Origin of the sequence: Mycolicibacterium holsaticum DSM 44478 = JCM 12374 (genome assembly GCF_019645835.1) — a bacterium.
GTDB lineage: Bacteria > Actinomycetota > Actinomycetes > Mycobacteriales > Mycobacteriaceae > Mycobacterium > Mycobacterium holsaticum.
In genome coordinates this window covers 5,385,247-5,399,742 of sequence record NZ_CP080998.1, presented here as the reverse complement: position 1 = coordinate 5,399,742, position 14,496 = coordinate 5,385,247, and the positions used below count along the sequence as shown (strand labels likewise).

Genomic DNA, 14,496 nt, shown 5'->3' with positions numbered 1-14,496 from the left:
CCTGGCCACCGGTCAGCCTTCCAGCACCATCTGATAGCGGCTTTCTTCGCGCGGGTTGATCAGCCGGATAGGGAGTTGTTGATGTCGCGGGGTGCCGATAAAGCTGTCACGCAACATAACCCGGCCGACACCGGCGTGCGGTCCGAGGTAGGAGGTGGCGTTCGGCCACGCCACCTTGGCCACGTCGCCGATGCGACCGTTGACCAGCCCGGCGAACTCGCCGAACTGCGGCAGCAGCGTCACCACCGCACCGGCCGCGGCCGACCGCACGATGAACTGGGTGAACAGCCGCGCGTCGCCCAGGTTGATGGCGACGTCGACGTCGTCGAACGGCATGTACACCGGATAGCGGTCCGCGGTCTCGCCGACCAGCACCCCCGCCGAGCCGATCGGCAGCTCGTAATGGCGGTCGGTGACCGGGCTGTCGCCGTGGAACGCGGCCCGCTGGCCGCCGTACAGGCACGAAAACCCGCGCGGCGTCGCGGGATTGGCCAACGTCGTCAACAGCACCGTCGTCGTCGGAGCGGCCCCCGGGCGCACCCGCACCCTGGTGATCGTGTGATCGGCACGCGCCGACCACCACACGTCAGGGCCGCCGGGTGCGCTGTAGGCGGCGGTGAACGTGCTGCGGCCCTTGATCGCCGACCACGTCTCGCGTTCGAAGCTGATCTCCGTCGCATGGTCGAACGCATCGAAGCTGCGCACCACGCGGGCGTCGATTCCATTGCTGGCCAACTGGTCTGCGATGCGGGTGGCCGAGGCCACCAGATACCGTGCCAGCCCGGCAACACCGGCCTCGCGACGCTGTGACGACTTGCGGGTGTGCTCGGGATCGGCGCGAAGCACGATCCAGGTGCGCCGGTTGGCAGGCGCCGGGTACGGCCCGACCACCTGCTCGTAGAGCGACACCAGCGTCGCAGGCGCGGTCTTGCCCACCCGGTAGCCCGCCGATACCACATCGGCCTCCAGGTCGGGGCAGTGCGCGCCCAGCAGTCGTTCGACGAGCAGCGTGTCGACGACGTCGTCGGTGTAGGCCTCGCCGTTGACGATCACCGTCGGGGTGAACGGCCGGGGCACGAGCTCGACCGCCGAGATCAGCCGCCCGTCCTGCCAGCGCACCGCGACGTGGTCACCCGGCATCACCGTCGCGCCGACGGCGGGCTCCGACGGCCGCTCGGGAACGTTGCGGTGCCGTCGCCGCCACGCGAACACCGCCGCCAGCCAGCCGGTGACGCGCCTGCCGCGAATCGTCACCACCGCGCCCAGCGCGATGAGCACCGCCAGCGTGATGCCCAGCCACAGCAGCCCGAACTGGGCGAACAGCACGATGACGGCCGGGGCCAGGGCCGCGGCCCAGACGGTGTGCCCGGTCGTGACGCGCAGCCCGAAGATGGCGCGGAGGTTGTTCATCGGCGCCTCAACGCTCGTCGGGCAAGGGCGCCGAGCCCCAGGGCCAGCGCCATGACCGCGCCGGTGATGACGACCGAGGTGATCGGGCCGCGGTCCGGCGGCGGAATGTGCACGGGCGGCGGAATCTCTTTGACCCGGTAGGGCGCCCGCTCGGGACCGGCGGGCACATCCCACGTCAGCGCGGCCACCGGGTCGATGACGCCTGCGCCGACGTAGTTGTCCACCCCGCCGCCCGGATGGCGGGCGGTGGCGGTGATCCGGTTGATGAGCTGGGCGGGCGTCAGGTCGGGGAACCGTTGTTTGAGCAGCGCGGCCAGCCCGGAGACGTAGGCCGCGGCGAACGAGGTGCCGCTGATCGGGATCAGGCCGTCCTCGCCGTGCAGCGCGTTGACCGGGTTGCCCTCGTAGCCGAGCGCGATCAGGTTCTCGGCCGGCGCCGCCGCACCCAGCCACGGCCCCGACATCGAGAAGCTGCTCGGCTGCCCGTTCTGGGCGATGCCGCCCACCGTGAGCACCAGCGGCGAGTACCAGGCCGGGCTGACCACGGTCTGCACCTGCTCCCAGCCGCGTGGATCTGCGGGCAGCGCCGGATCCGGCGGCGGGTTCTGCGTGCAATCCTGGCCGGTGTTGCCGGCGGCGACGATGACGACCGCGCCCCTGACGTTGACCGCGTAGTTGATCGCCGCGCCCAGGCTGGCTTCGTTGATCGGGCGCGTGACCTTGTAGCAGGCGGCCTCGCTGATGTTGATGACCTGCGCGCCCAGATTGGCGGCATGTACGACGGCGCGGGCCAGGCTGCGCAGCGACCCCGCGGTCTGCGTGGTGTTGGGGTCGTTGGGATCGGTGCGTGCCCCGACCGGCTGAAACGCCGCCGAGGTCTGGCGCAGCGACAGGATCCTGGCGTCCGGGGCCACGCCGATGAACCCGTCGGTGGGAGCCGGCCTGCCTGCGATGATCGACGCGGTGAGGGTGCCGTGGGCGTCGCAGTCCGACATGCCGTTACCCGCCTGGTCGACGAAGTCCCCGCCGGCTTCGGCGGGCACCCGCGGTGAGCCGTTCACCCCGGTGTCGATCACCGCGACGGTTACCCCGGCCCCTGTTGCGAACTTCTGCGCTTCAGCCAGCCTCAGGTAGTCGTTTGCCCACGGCTTGTCGGCGAAGGTGGAGTCGGGGAACACCGCGGGCGCCGTACACGCGCGGCGCAGTTCGGTGGGCTGGTCGGGACCGGTCTCGTCGGGCGGCACGGCCGCCGGGTCGATCGTCGGCGGCTCGAGCGCACCGGCCAACGGTGCGCTGACGAACGCCAACAGCAGTGCTGCCAACAGCGCAGCGAAGCGGTACACGGGCTATGCCCCTCCCGTAGCGGCCCGCCGGGGGACAGTGTGCTGGCGTATCGACAGCAAACACCGTGCCGCTGCCTGGTCAGCACGAAGTCTCACGTCAAGCCGATGGGCCGATAGCACGCAGCCAATCTTAAGGGCCCGCCGAGGTAGCGGGTTCCGCTATCTGGCGGCGCGGACGCTGCCGTGCAGGTGAGGCCCCCTCGTGTCGGCGCGAACGTGGGTTACCCGCACGCGTTCGAGCGGGTTCGCGTGACACGAACCCACACTCGCCGGGTGTTTGGAGAGGCGAAGCGGTCAGGCCTCGTGGCCGGGTTCCAGGTCGCGCACGTCGGCGAAGGTGACCAGCTGATCGAAGCGGTCGGGGGCATCGCCGGCGACCGGCTCCAACAGGTGCCCGACGTGATCGCCGAGGTCGTAGCGGTTGAGCACCTCACCGACGAACCACCCCGTCGCGTCGCTGAGGATCGGCAGGTCGTGCGGGCCCGGCTCCCACGAACAGCGCGCGAACTTGTCGGTGTCGTCGCCGGTCTTGCTGCCGAACAACCGGGCCAGCTCGCGGTGACGCCGTGGGAGCAGGTGCACCGCCAGATGGGTCGCGTCCTGTGCGACCCGGAACGTGTAGTTCTTCTTGGACAGCCCGACCAGGAACCGGGGCGGGCCGATGCTGACCTGGCTGCTGAACCCGATGAGGCAGCCCGCTCGTTGCTCGCCGGCCCGGGTGGTGACGACGAACATCGGGTAGTCCAGCATCGAGACCAGCTTCTCAAAAGCGTCCATCGTGTTCCCGTCGCTACGTTGGAGGTATGGCCCGAAAGTACGCAACCGCCGACGCGGTGGACCTGCCGGCACTGCTCGAGTTCATCCGGCCCCGACATCGTATGGTGCTCACCACGTTTCGCGCGGACGGTTCGCTGCAGAGTTCACCGGTCACCGGGGGCGTCGACGACGCGGGCCGGGTCGTGATCGCCAGCTATCCGCAACGGGCCAAGGCGGCCAACATCCGCCGCGACGGCCGGGCCAGCGTCGTGGTGCTGTCCGACGAGTTCAACGGACCGTACGTCCAGGTCGACGGGGACGCCGAGGTGATCGGCCTGCCCGACGCGGTCGAACCGCTGGTCGACTACTTCCGGGCCGTGGCAGGCGAGCACTCGGACTGGGCCGAATACCGCCAAGCCATGGTCGACCAGGGCAAATGCCTGATCCGGGTCACCCCGCGGCGGTGGGGCCCGGTGGCTACCGGCGGTTTTCCCGCGAACCAGCCGCGATAGCGGTGTCCACACCGTCGAGGTCAAGCGTGATGGCACCGCTTGGATCGGCGCGGAAGCTGCCGGTGCCGGCCGCGTTGGCCAACTCGCCGGTGCCCGACGCGATACGCAGCTCCGCGCTGGCCACCCCGTCGCGGTAGGTGCCGTCGTGCAACAGCACCAGGCCGCCCGTCAACCCGCCGACGGTGCCCGTGAGGTGCTCGACGCCGACGTAGAGCGCCGACTTGTCGGGCGCGTAGGACAGCAGCCACTTGGTGGTCGACGTGCCTTTGATGTCGCCGTCGTAACGCTTGGCCACCAGCGCCTCGGTGAGCTTGGTGCCCTCGTCGCCGTCGCTGAACGGGGTTTCGTCCCAGCTGCCGATCTCGAAGGTGGCCTCGATATGCCTGCTCATGCCCGGCGGGTACCCCGTCGCGGGGGGTCAGAACCAAGAGGCCGGAAATCGCCGCGCCCGACGGCTGTGGTAGTCAGGGCAGTGCGGCCGCTTTGCGTCCGATAGCACGTCAAACTATAGTCTGGACACATGTCCAGAGGGTTCGGAGTTGTTGCGTGACACGTTTCGTCCTGGCCGCCGACCTCGGATTTTTCCGCCGCAGCGCATCGTCGTGAGTTGAGCATGCGCATCGCCTTGTTGTCGTACCGGAGCAAGACCCACTGTGGCGGACAGGGGGTCTACGTCCGCTATCTCAGCCGCGGGCTGGTCGAGTTGGGCCACGACGTGGAGCTGTTCTCCGGCCAGCCCTACCCCGAGGGCCTGGACCCCCGGGTGCGGCTGACCAAAGTGCCCAGCCTGGATCTGTATCGCGAGCCCGATCCGTTCCGCATTCCCTGGCCCAGCGAGATCAAGACGCGGATCGATCTGCTCGAGCTGTTCACCACGTGGACCGCAGGCTTCCCCGAGCCGCGCACGTTCAGCCTGCGCGCGGCGCGGGCGCTGGCTGAGCGCCTCGCGGACTTCGACGTGGTGCACGACAACCAGTGCCTCGGTACGGGCCTGCGGAAGATCGCCGAGATGGGCCTTCCCGTGGTGGCCACGGTGCACCACCCGATCACCCGGGATCAGGTGCTCGATGTCGCGGCCGCGCCGTGGTGGCGCAAGCCGCTGGTGCGCCGGTGGTACGGCTTCGCCGAGATGCAGAAGCAGATCGCCCGTGAGATCCCCGAGATCCTGACCGTGTCGTCGACGTCGGCGGCCGACATCGCCGAAGACTTCGGGGTGGCACCCAGTCAGCTGCACGTGGTGCCGCTGGGGGTGGATACCGCGATGTTCAAGCCCGCGCAGCAGCGGGTCCGCAACCGCATCATCGCGATCGCCAGCGCCGACGTGCCGCTCAAGGGGGTCAGCCACCTGTTGCACGCCGTCGCGCGGCTGCGCGTGGAACGCGACCTCGAGCTGCAACTGGTCGCCAAGCTCGAACCCAACGGGCCGACCGAGAAGTTGATCGCCGAACTGGGCATCTCCGATATCGTGCACAGCTCGAGCGGGCTGTCCGACGCCGAGCTGGCCGATCTGCTGGCATCTGCCGAAGTCGCCTGTATCCCTTCGCTTTACGAAGGCTTCTCGCTGCCCGCCGTGGAAGCGATGGCCAGCGGGACCCCGATCGTGGCCAGCCGCGCCGGCGCGCTGCCCGAGGTGGTCGGCGCCGACGGCGAATGCGCCAGGTTGGTCCGGCCCGCCGACGTCGACGAGCTGACCAAGGTGCTCGGCGAACTGCTGGATTCGCCGCGGGAGCTGAGCCGGCTCGGTGCCGCGGGTCGACGCCGCGCACTCGAGGTGTTCAGCTGGGAATCCGTTGCGGCGCAAACGGTCGCCGTCTACGAGCGGGCGTGTGAGCGGGTCGGCGCATGCTGACGGTCGACTTCGACCGGCTCGGTGTCGGTGCGGGCACCAAGCTGATCGACGTCGGTTGCGGCGCGGGGCGCCACAGCTTCGAGGCGTATCGGCGCGGCGCCCACGTCATCGCGTTCGATCAGAGCGCGTCTGACCTCAACGACGTCGACGAGATCCTGACCGCGATGCGCGAGCAGGGTGAGGCGCCGGCCGCGGCCACGGCCGAGGCCGTCAAGGGCGACGCCCTCGACCTGCCCTATGCCGACGGCACTTTCGACTGTGTCATCGCCTCGGAGATCCTCGAACACGTACCCGAGGACGATCGGGCGATCTCCGAACTGGTGCGGGTGCTGGCGCCTGGCGGCGCACTGGCGATCACCGTGCCGCGCTGGCTGCCCGAGAAGATCTGCTGGATCCTGTCCGACGAATACCACGCCAACGAGGGTGGGCACGTGCGGATCTACCACGCCGACAGGCTGTGCGACAAGGTGCTGTCCCACGGCCTCAAACTCACCCACACCCACCACGCCCACGCGCTGCACTCCCCGTACTGGTGGCTGAAATGCGCTGTGGGCACCGAGAATTCAGACCACCCCGCAGTCTCGGCGTATCACCGCATGCTGGTGTGGGACATGATGAGCCAGCCATGGCTCACACGCACCGCGGAGTCGGTGCTCAACCCGCTGATCGGCAAGAGCGTGGCGTTGTATTTCAGAAAGCCGGTGGTACCTGTTGCAGCGAGATGATCTCGCCGACGTACCCGGCGTATGCGGTGTTCTGACGCCTACGCAGTGTCGACATACCGCGGAGTCGATCGCCGCGATACAGGAACCCTCCGGCGCCATCCCGTGGTTCGACGGCGGTCACACCGATCCGTGGGACCACGTCGAGAATGCGATGGCGCTGACCGCTGCGGGACTGCTGGATGCGGCCCGTGCGGCTTTCGACTGGTGTCGGTTCAACCAGCGCGCCGACGGCTCGTGGCCGCTCCAGGTGCGCAACGGTGTCATCGAAGACGCCAACAGCGACAGCAACTTCTGCGCCTACATCGCCACCGGCGTCTGGCACCACGTGTTGATCACCCAGGACCGCAGGTTCGCCGAGACGATGTGGCCGGTGGTGAGCAGCGCCATCGACTTCGTCATCGACATGCAACTCGACGGTGGCCAGATCGCCTGGGCGAAAGGTCCTTCCGGCCTGGCCACCGATGCGCTGCTGACCGGGTGCGCGAGCATCCACCACAGCATCCGCTGCGCGCTGGCACTGGCGGACTACCTCGACGATCCGCAGCCGGAATGGGAGGTCGCCGTCGGCCGACTCGGCCACGCGATCGCCCACCACCCCGAGTCTTTCGTGCTCAAGGACCGGTGGTCGATGGAGTGGTACTACCCGGTGCTCGGCGGCGCGATGCGGGGTGCTCAGGCCAGCGCCCGCATCGCCGAGCGGTGGGACGACTTCGTCGTACCCGGCCTCGGAATCCGCTGCGTCGATGACCGCCCGTGGGTGACCGGCGCCGAAACCTGTGAGCTGGTAATGGCTTTGGACGGGATGGGTGATTCCGCCCGTGCGCACGAACAGTTCGCAGCCATGCAGCACCTGCGCGAGGACGACGGGTCCTACTGGACGGGGCTGGTCTACGCCGACGGTAAGCGGTGGCCGGTGGAGCGCTCCACCTGGACCGGCGCGGCGGTGATCCTGGCCGCCGACGCGCTGTCGCGAACCACGGCCGGCAGCGGCATCTTCCGCGGCACCCACCTGCCGCGCGGGCTGGAAGGCGAGTACGACTGCGCCTGCGCTACCAGCGACCGGTAGGGGGCACCTCGCCGGGCACTCCGGAGATGCGCTCCAGCACCCGCATCGACCCGGTCGCCGACACCTCGCGGAAGTCGCCGGTATCCAACGCGCGACGGTAGACGTGGTACGGGGCCTGGCCGCCGTCGGCGGGATCGGGGAACACGTCGTGGATGATCAGCGCGCCGCCGACGCCGACCCACTTGGCCCAGCCGTCGAAGTCGCGTTGCGCGGCCTCCTCGGTGTGGCCGCCGTCGATGAACAACAACCGTAGCGGTGTGCGCCAACCCCGAGCGGCCACAGGAGATTTCGCGACGATCGCGACGACATGCTCGTCGAGGCCTGCGGCGTCGAGCGTGTGGCGCAGGGTGGGCAGCGTGTCGAACAGGCCGGTGACCGGGTCGACCATCGACGTGTCGTGGTATTCCCAGCCCGGCTGGTGCTCTTCGGAACCGTGGTGGTGATCGACGGTGTAGAGCAAGCCCCCGCTCTGCTGCGCCGCGGCGCCAAGCAGCACCGTCGACTTGCCGCAGTAGGTGCCGATCTCCACGCCGACACCGGCGCCCAGATACCGCAGCGCGGTGTCGTACAGGGCGCGGCCTTCGTCGGCGGGCATGAAACCGGTGACCTCGTCGGCGAGTGCGAAAAGGCGTGCGGCGGGCGGCGGAAGCGCGGTGTCGGTGTTGCTCATCGCCGTCCAACTTACTGGGTCGATTCGTTGCTGGTGCAGGGGCGTTGTAGTAGCGTCCGGACATGTGTCCGACACGGCTCTTGAGGGGACTCGGCGCCGTCTGACCGCCAAACAAGCCGACACCGTCGACCGTCTGGGTCGGGCCGCCGTCGCGCTGCTGTCCCGCGACGGCTTCGCGGCGCTGACCGTGCGGCGGGTGGCCGCGGCGGCCGGGGTCGGCGCGGCCACCGCCTACACCTACTTCTCGTCGAAGGAACACCTTGTCGCCGAGGTGTTTTGGCGTCGGCTGACCACCTCGCCTGCTGCGACCCACGAATCAGCGGATCCGGCGGCGCGGGTCATCGACGTGTTGCGCCACATCGCCTTGCTGGTCGCCGACGAGCCCGAGTTCGCCGGTGCGGTGACCACGGCCCTGCTCGGCAAGGACCCCGACGTGGAGGTGCTGCGTCAGCGCATCGGCCTCGACATCCGCGAGCGACTGGCGAGCGCGCTTGGATCGGACATCGATCCAGACGTCATCGACTCGCTGGAGATGTTGTATTCGGGAGCGCTGGTGCGCGCTGGAATGGGCTACGCGTCCTACACCGACATCGCCGAGCGGCTGGAGAAGTCCGCGCGGCTGATACTGGGCTGACGCCACGTCTCGACGTCAAGAAGGGGCCCATGAAAGGTTAGGGCCCGAGGATCGCCGTCGACGCGGTGATCGCCGGCTCGACGATGCCGCGCACATCGCGCCCGTCCTCGACGAACAGCGCCGTCAGCTCCCGCAGCCCGCCGAGCAGGATGAGCGCCAGCGGGCGCGACAGCGGCGCCAGCTGCGCCCGCCGGAACCCGGCGCTGTCGCTGAGGTCGACGAGCATGTCGGTCAGATGCTCCATCGCCTGGCGGTGCAGCGGCGTCGCGACGTCGCCGAGCGCGGGCGCTTCGCGGATCCAGCTCAGCGTCACCGCGGGCCGGGCCGCGATGTGCTCGACGTACGCGTTGACCGCGCAGCGGATCTGCTCGTGCCAGTCGTCCTCGGGGTCCACCGCGCCGCGGATGTTGGCGATCAGCATCTCGTTGTTGCGCCGCAGCAACTCGATGAGGCATTCGGCCTTGCTGGAGAACTGCTCGTAGAACGTCCGTTTCGAGGTGTGGGCGTGCCGGACGATGTCGGCGACCGTGGTGTCGCGGTATCCGCGCTCAGTGATCGACTCGGCCATCCCGTCGAGCACGCGGTCGCGGAAGGGGCCGGTGGGACGCGATTCGTCCGCACTCGTGTCGAGCGCTGTCGCCATATCGCCCTCGGAATCTCTTGCGGTCCCTGGTACCAAGCGGTACCGTACTACACACACCTGCGGTACATCGTTGTACCAAAAGAGGGCGTCGTACCTGAGACGCCGGCTGGGAGTGATATGAGCGAATCCTCGACCGTCGAAGCGCCCGCCACACCGTCGCGCGCGGTGAAACTGCCGCCGGGCCCGCGGCTTCCGATGACACTGCAGGGGTTGGCTTTCATCGCCAACCGCCGCTGGACCGTGTACCGCATGGCCCGCCGCTACGGCGAGGCGTTCAGCCTCAACATCCCGATCTTCGGCCCCACGGTCGTGGTCGCCGAACCGCAACTGGCCAAGCAGGTGTTCACCGCCAACACCGACGACTTGGGCAACGTGCAGCCCAACCTGTCGCGGGTGCTGGGCCCGGGTTCGGTGTTCGCGCTCGACGGCGCCGAGCACCGCCGCAGGCGTCGGCTGCTGACCCCGCCCTTCCACGGCAAGAGCGTCAAGAACTACGAGAAGATCTTCGAAGAGGAGACGCTGCGCGAATCGGCGAACTGGCCGGAGGGCCAGGCGTTCGAAACGCTGGAGCCGATGATGCGCATCACGCTCAACGCGATCCTGCGGGCGGTCTTCGGCGCCGACGGGGAACGCCTCGACGATCTGCGCCGCATCATCCCGCCGTGGGTAACCCTGGGTTCGCGCGTGGTCAGCGTGCCGACGCCGAAACGGACCTACGGACGGTACAGCCCGTGGGGGCGGTTGGCGCGATACCGCCGCCAGTACGACGCGGTCATCAACCGGCTCATCGACGATGTGACCGCCGACCCGGGCTTCGACGACCGCAACGACGTCCTGGCGCTGCTGCTGCGCAGCACCTACGAGGACGGTTCGGTGATGACGCGCCAGGAGATCGGCGACGAACTGCTGACGCTGCTGGCCGCCGGCCACGAGACGACGGCGGCCACCCTGGCGTGGGCGTTCGAGCGGATCACCCGCCATCCCGAGGTGCTGGCCAAGCTCGTCGAGGAAGCCCAGACCGACGACAACGACTACCGTCAAGCCACCATCCTCGAGGTCCAGCGCAACCGCACCATCATCGACTTCGCAGGTCGCCACGTGTACTCTCCCACGTTCGAGCTCGGCGAATGGGTTATCCCGCAAGGCCATACGGTGTTGACCAGCATCCTGCTGATGCACGACCGGGCTGACGAGTTCCCCGCACCGCAGCGGTTCGACCCGCAACGGTTCCTCGGCAACCGCCCCTCGACGTTCGCCTGGATCCCGTTCGGCGGCGGCACCCGGCGCTGTGTGGGCGCGGTGTTCGCCAACGTCGAAATGGACGTCGTGCTGCGAACGGTGTTGCGCCACTTCGCGATCGAGACGACGACCGCGCCGGGGGAGAAGTGGCACTCCCGCGGGGTGGCATTCACCCCCAAGCACGGCGGACGCATGGTCGTGCACCGCCGCGGCTGACGAGCAGACGCAAATCCGCGCTGCCACACGCAGATTGATGCGATCGCGCGTCTGCTCGCCGAGTCAGGAGGTTGCCTTCTCCCGCTTCGGCAGCGTCCAGTTCGGCCGGGGGAAGTGGCAGGTGTACCCGTTGGGGTAGTGCTCCAGATAATCCTGGTGCTCGGGCTCGGCCTCCCAGAACTCACTGGCCGGGGTCACCTCGGTGACGACCTTGCCCGGCCACAGCCCCGACGCCTCGACGTCGGCGATGGTGTCCAACGCGGTGCGCTTCTGCTCGTCGTCGAGGTAGAAGATCGCCGAGCGGTAACTGGTCCCGACGTCGTTGCCCTGGCGGTTCTTCGTGGTCGGATCATGGATCTGGAAGAAGAACTCCAGCAGCGCCCGAAAGTCGGTCTGCGCCGGGTCGTAGACGATCTCGATGGCCTCGGCATGGCCGGGATGGTTGCGGTACGTGGGGTTGGCGTTCTCGCCGCCGGTGTAGCCGACCCGGGTCGAGACGACGCCGGGTTGCTTGCGGATCAAGTCCTGCATGCCCCAGAAGCAGCCGCCGGCCAGGATGGCCTTCTGCGTAGTGGTCACGCTTTCTCCTTCGCACAGTCGTATGAGCCTTCAACCATTGTGCTCGCCGAAATCATCCGGCTGCCATCACCGTGACCTTGCTCGCCGTCGGCTTTGCGCCTGCGGTCACGCCCGATCGGGGCGTGTCAGGTGCCCAGCGCCCACTGACGCTCGACAAACGCAATAGAACGTGTTCTAGTTTTGGCGTGACCGGCAAGGTGTTCAGCCGTGACGAACTGGCTGCAGCGTTTCAGACATTCGAGGCGACCGTGGATCGCGCCGCGCAGACCCGCGACTGGGATCCGTGGGTCGCGCAGTACACCCCCGACGTCGAGTACGTCGAGCACGCCGCGGGCACGATGCGCGGGCGCGAGGAGGTGCGCGCCTGGATCTGGAAGACGATGGAGAGCTTCCCGGGCAACCAGATGACGTCGTTCCCCGCGTTGTGGACGGTGATCGACGAGGCGACCGGCCGCGTCATCTGCGAACTCGACAACCCGATGCGTGACCCCGGGGACGGCACGGTCATCAGCGCTACCAACATCTCGATTCTCACCTACGCCGGTGACGGCCTGTGGCGGCGCCAGGAGGACATCTACAACCCGCTGCGGTTCGCCAGGGCGGCGTCGAAGTGGTGTCGCAAGGCCGAGGAACTCGGCACGCTGCCCGACGAGGCGCGAAGCTGGATGGCGCAGTTCGGGGGCGGCCGGTGACGTCGCGGCCCAAGCTGGTCATCGGCGCCAACGGCTTTCTGGGCTCACATGTCACCCGGTTGCTCGTGGCCGACGGCCATCCGGTGCGCGCGATGGTGCGCCCGAGCGCCAACACCGTGGGCATCGACGACCTGCCCGTCGAGAAGTTCCTCGGCGACATCTGGGACAACGACACCCTGCGCGAGGCGATGGCCGGCTGCGACGACGTCTACTACTGCGTCGTGGACACCCGCGGCTGGCTCCGCGATCCCGCGCCGCTGTTTCACACCAACGTCGACGGCACGCGAAACGTGCTGGAGGTAGCCAAGAGCGCCGACCTGCGACGGTTCGTCTACACCAGCAGCTACGCGACGGTCGGGCGGCGCCGCGGCCGTGTCGCCGACGAGAACGACGTCGTCTCCGACCGTGGGCTGACAGCGTATGTGCGCTCGCGGGTGCAGGCCGAGAACATGGTGCTGGCCTACGCGCGCGACCACAAGCTGCCCGCGGTGGCGATGTGCGTGTCGACCACCTACGGCGCCGGCGACTGGGGCCGCACCCCGCACGGCGCGATCATCGCCGGCGCGGTATTCGGCAAGATCCCGTTCGTGCTGCGCGGCATCGAACTCGAAGCCGTCGGCGTGACCGACGCCGCCCGCGCGATGCTGTTGGCCGCCGAGCACGGCCGCGTCGGGGAGCGCTACCTGATCTCGGAGAAGATGATCACCAACGCCGAGGTGATCAACATCGCCGCGGAGGCCGCCGGGATGGCACCGCCCACCAAGTCCATTCCGCTACCGGTGGCCTACCTGCTGGCCACCCTGGGCAGCGTCAAGGCCCGGTTGCGCGGCACCGACGAGAAGCTGTCGCTGAACTCGTTGCGGTTGATGCGCGCGGAGGCGCCGGTCGACTGCAGCAAGGCCAGACGTGAATTGGGTTGGCAGCCAAGGCCGGTCGAGGAGTCCATCCGGGAAGCAGCGAAGTTCTGGGCCGGCCTGCGCGACGCCAGGCGGGCGAGCAGGTCGGGCTGACCCGGGCTAGCTTGCCCTCAGCTCGGCGATCACCTCGGCGTAGAGCCGCTCCTTGATCGTGCCGAACACCGCGCCGGCCTTGGCCGCGCGTTCCTCTGCGCGCGCGACGGCGACGTCGAGCAGCTCGTCTTCCCCCGCGGTGGCGGCGACGATGCCGGCTTCGCGCGCGTCCTCGCCGCCGTAGCGGCGCCCGGTCGTCATCGCCTCGTGGGCGGTGGCGATCGGCAACCGCGCCCGGATCAGCGCGTTCATCCCGGCGGTGAACGGGATGCCCAGATCGACCTCGGGAAGGCAGAAAAACCCGCGATCGCCGCGCATCACGATCAGATCGTGGGCGAGCGCCAGCATCGCCCCGGCCGCGAACGCGTGACCCTGCACCGCGGCGACGATCGGCGCCGGAAACGCCAGCACGCGCGCGAACAACGCGTGCACGTCGCTCAGGTTCGCCTCGGCGGACCCGGGGTTGGCCGCCATGAAGTCCAGATCCAGACCGTTGGAGTAGAACTTGCCGTGGCCGGTGGTGACTATGGCCTTGGGGCCGTCGGCGGCCTCGACCTCGTCGAGCGCGGCGTTGATCTGCGTCAACCGGTCCGGATGGAAGCGGTTCTCGTCGTCGCCCAGCGTCAGCACGAACACCGCGCCGCGGCGCTGCAACCCGGCCATCAGGCGGTCCGCACGCTTTCGGCTTTCTCCTTCAGCCGCTGCAGCGTCACGCGGATGTGCGCCGCGTTGGCCGCGTCGCGGTCCTTGACGCCGGTAGCCATGCTGGCCGGTTTACGAAACCAGCCCGGGCGGTTGTCCCAGGTCCGCTCCGTCACCGTGCAGCCGCGCTCACCGGCGACGATGTCGTAGCGCCAGTGCGCGACGGGCACGGCCAGCGACCGCACATCGAAGGCGAACGTGCGCCCCGGTTCGGCGTCGGTCACGGTGCAGGTCGTGGTCCAGGTCTTGGCGCCGTTGCGGTTCTGACCCTTGAACACCGCGCCGGGCGCCACGCTGTCGCCTTTGGACCACGCCATGGCCTGGGTCTCCTCGGCCAGCGACGCGAGCGTCGGCAGGTCGGTGATCAGCGCGTACACCGCTGCCGGGTCGGCGTCGATGTCGATGGAAGCCTCCGCGGAGGCCGGGTCCTGTTGACTCATGTCGCGATCG

At 68.8% G+C, this 14,496-nt stretch carries 17 protein-coding genes; 8 read left to right on the top strand and 9 right to left on the bottom strand.

The window, feature by feature from the left end; all coding sequences use genetic code 11:
* Positions 1 to 12: 12 nt before the first annotated feature.
* The 3 genes from eccE to K3U96_RS25745 form a co-directional block, all read right to left on the bottom strand.
* On the bottom strand, positions 13 to 1,410 hold the full coding sequence (gene eccE, locus K3U96_RS25755; protein WP_069403692.1) for a type VII secretion protein EccE: 1,398 nt from the start codon (positions 1,408 to 1,410) through the stop codon (positions 13 to 15).
* Positions 1,407 to 2,753 carry a type VII secretion-associated serine protease mycosin gene (mycP, locus tag K3U96_RS25750; protein WP_220691535.1) on the bottom strand — a complete coding sequence of 449 codons (1,347 nt, stop codon included), beginning with the start codon at positions 2,751 to 2,753 and terminating at the stop codon, positions 1,407 to 1,409. Before mycP ends, eccE begins: the two co-directional genes overlap by 4 nt.
* 294 nt (positions 2,754 to 3,047) lie before the next feature.
* Complete coding sequence (locus K3U96_RS25745; protein ID WP_069403694.1) at positions 3,048 to 3,530, bottom strand: flavin reductase family protein; 483 nt, start codon at positions 3,528 to 3,530, stop codon at positions 3,048 to 3,050.
* A gap of 26 nt (positions 3,531 to 3,556) precedes the next feature.
* On the opposite strand from K3U96_RS25745, the gene K3U96_RS25740 reads away from it, so the two are divergent.
* Entirely contained in the window at positions 3,557 to 4,021 is a 465-nt protein-coding gene (locus K3U96_RS25740; RefSeq protein WP_069403695.1) for a PPOX class F420-dependent oxidoreductase, read from the top strand.
* On the opposite strand, the gene K3U96_RS25735 is transcribed toward K3U96_RS25740, so the two are convergent.
* The gene (locus K3U96_RS25735; RefSeq protein WP_220691534.1) at positions 3,987 to 4,412 is read right to left on the bottom strand and encodes a DUF3224 domain-containing protein; all 426 of its coding nucleotides are present in this window, start codon (positions 4,410 to 4,412) and stop codon (positions 3,987 to 3,989) included. The genes K3U96_RS25740 and K3U96_RS25735 overlap by 35 nt on opposite strands.
* Positions 4,413 to 4,634: 222 nt before the next feature.
* On the opposite strand from K3U96_RS25735, the gene manT reads away from it, so the two are divergent.
* From manT to mmpH, 3 genes are read left to right on the top strand one after another with little or no spacing between them, the layout of a single operon-like run.
* On the top strand, positions 4,635 to 5,870 hold the full coding sequence (gene manT / locus K3U96_RS25730) for an MMP alpha-(1->4)-mannosyltransferase (protein ID WP_069403697.1): 1,236 nt from the start codon (positions 4,635 to 4,637) through the stop codon (positions 5,868 to 5,870).
* A complete protein-coding gene (locus tag K3U96_RS25725; protein ID WP_220691533.1) occupies positions 5,864 to 6,595 on the top strand; it encodes a class I SAM-dependent methyltransferase in 732 nt (243 codons plus the stop codon). Before manT ends, K3U96_RS25725 begins: the two co-directional genes overlap by 7 nt.
* On the top strand, positions 6,582 to 7,661 hold the full coding sequence (mmpH, locus tag K3U96_RS25720; protein WP_069403699.1) for an MMP endo-(1,4)-3-O-methyl-alpha-D-mannosidase: 1,080 nt from the start codon (positions 6,582 to 6,584) through the stop codon (positions 7,659 to 7,661). Before K3U96_RS25725 ends, mmpH begins: the two co-directional genes overlap by 14 nt.
* Here mmpH and K3U96_RS25715 read toward each other — a convergent pair.
* Positions 7,645 to 8,331: a class I SAM-dependent methyltransferase gene (locus tag K3U96_RS25715; RefSeq protein WP_220691532.1), complete on the bottom strand. Its 687-nt coding sequence runs from the start codon at positions 8,329 to 8,331 to the stop codon at positions 7,645 to 7,647. The genes mmpH and K3U96_RS25715 overlap by 17 nt on opposite strands.
* Before the next feature lie 64 nt (positions 8,332 to 8,395).
* Between K3U96_RS25715 and K3U96_RS25710 the strand changes: the two genes are divergently transcribed.
* Positions 8,396 to 8,965, top strand: a complete 570-nt coding sequence (locus tag K3U96_RS25710) for a TetR/AcrR family transcriptional regulator (RefSeq protein ID WP_069403701.1) — start codon at positions 8,396 to 8,398, stop codon at positions 8,963 to 8,965.
* 37 nt (positions 8,966 to 9,002) lie between these two features.
* Here the strand turns inward: K3U96_RS25710 and K3U96_RS25705 are convergent, their stop codons facing one another.
* Positions 9,003 to 9,608, bottom strand: a complete 606-nt coding sequence (locus K3U96_RS25705; RefSeq protein ID WP_069403702.1) for a TetR/AcrR family transcriptional regulator — start codon at positions 9,606 to 9,608, stop codon at positions 9,003 to 9,005.
* A gap of 117 nt (positions 9,609 to 9,725) precedes the next feature.
* Here K3U96_RS25705 and K3U96_RS25700 point away from each other — a divergent pair, with 117 nt between their 5' ends.
* Complete coding sequence (locus K3U96_RS25700) at positions 9,726 to 11,063, top strand: cytochrome P450 (protein WP_220691531.1); 1,338 nt, start codon at positions 9,726 to 9,728, stop codon at positions 11,061 to 11,063.
* 63 nt (positions 11,064 to 11,126) lie between these two features.
* On the opposite strand, the gene msrA is transcribed toward K3U96_RS25700, so the two are convergent.
* On the bottom strand, positions 11,127 to 11,594 hold the full coding sequence (gene msrA, locus K3U96_RS25695; RefSeq protein ID WP_275085786.1) for a peptide-methionine (S)-S-oxide reductase MsrA: 468 nt from the start codon (positions 11,592 to 11,594) through the stop codon (positions 11,127 to 11,129).
* A 233-nt stretch (positions 11,595 to 11,827) separates the two neighbouring features.
* On the opposite strand from msrA, the gene K3U96_RS25690 reads away from it, so the two are divergent.
* On the top strand, positions 11,828 to 12,334 hold the full coding sequence (locus tag K3U96_RS25690) for a nuclear transport factor 2 family protein (protein ID WP_069403705.1): 507 nt from the start codon (positions 11,828 to 11,830) through the stop codon (positions 12,332 to 12,334).
* Positions 12,331 to 13,344: an NAD-dependent epimerase/dehydratase family protein gene (locus K3U96_RS25685; protein WP_220691530.1), complete on the top strand. Its 1,014-nt coding sequence runs from the start codon at positions 12,331 to 12,333 to the stop codon at positions 13,342 to 13,344. Before K3U96_RS25690 ends, K3U96_RS25685 begins: the two co-directional genes overlap by 4 nt.
* A 6-nt stretch (positions 13,345 to 13,350) precedes the next feature.
* On the opposite strand, the gene K3U96_RS25680 is transcribed toward K3U96_RS25685, so the two are convergent.
* Both K3U96_RS25680 and K3U96_RS25675 read right to left on the bottom strand, forming a co-directional pair.
* Positions 13,351 to 14,007: an enoyl-CoA hydratase-related protein gene (locus tag K3U96_RS25680; RefSeq protein ID WP_220691529.1), complete on the bottom strand. Its 657-nt coding sequence runs from the start codon at positions 14,005 to 14,007 to the stop codon at positions 13,351 to 13,353.
* Positions 14,007 to 14,486, bottom strand: coding sequence for an SRPBCC family protein (locus K3U96_RS25675; protein WP_220691528.1), 480 nt, complete (start codon positions 14,484 to 14,486; stop codon positions 14,007 to 14,009). The genes K3U96_RS25680 and K3U96_RS25675 overlap by 1 nt, the downstream gene beginning before the upstream one ends.
* Positions 14,487 to 14,496: the final 10 nt, after the last annotated feature.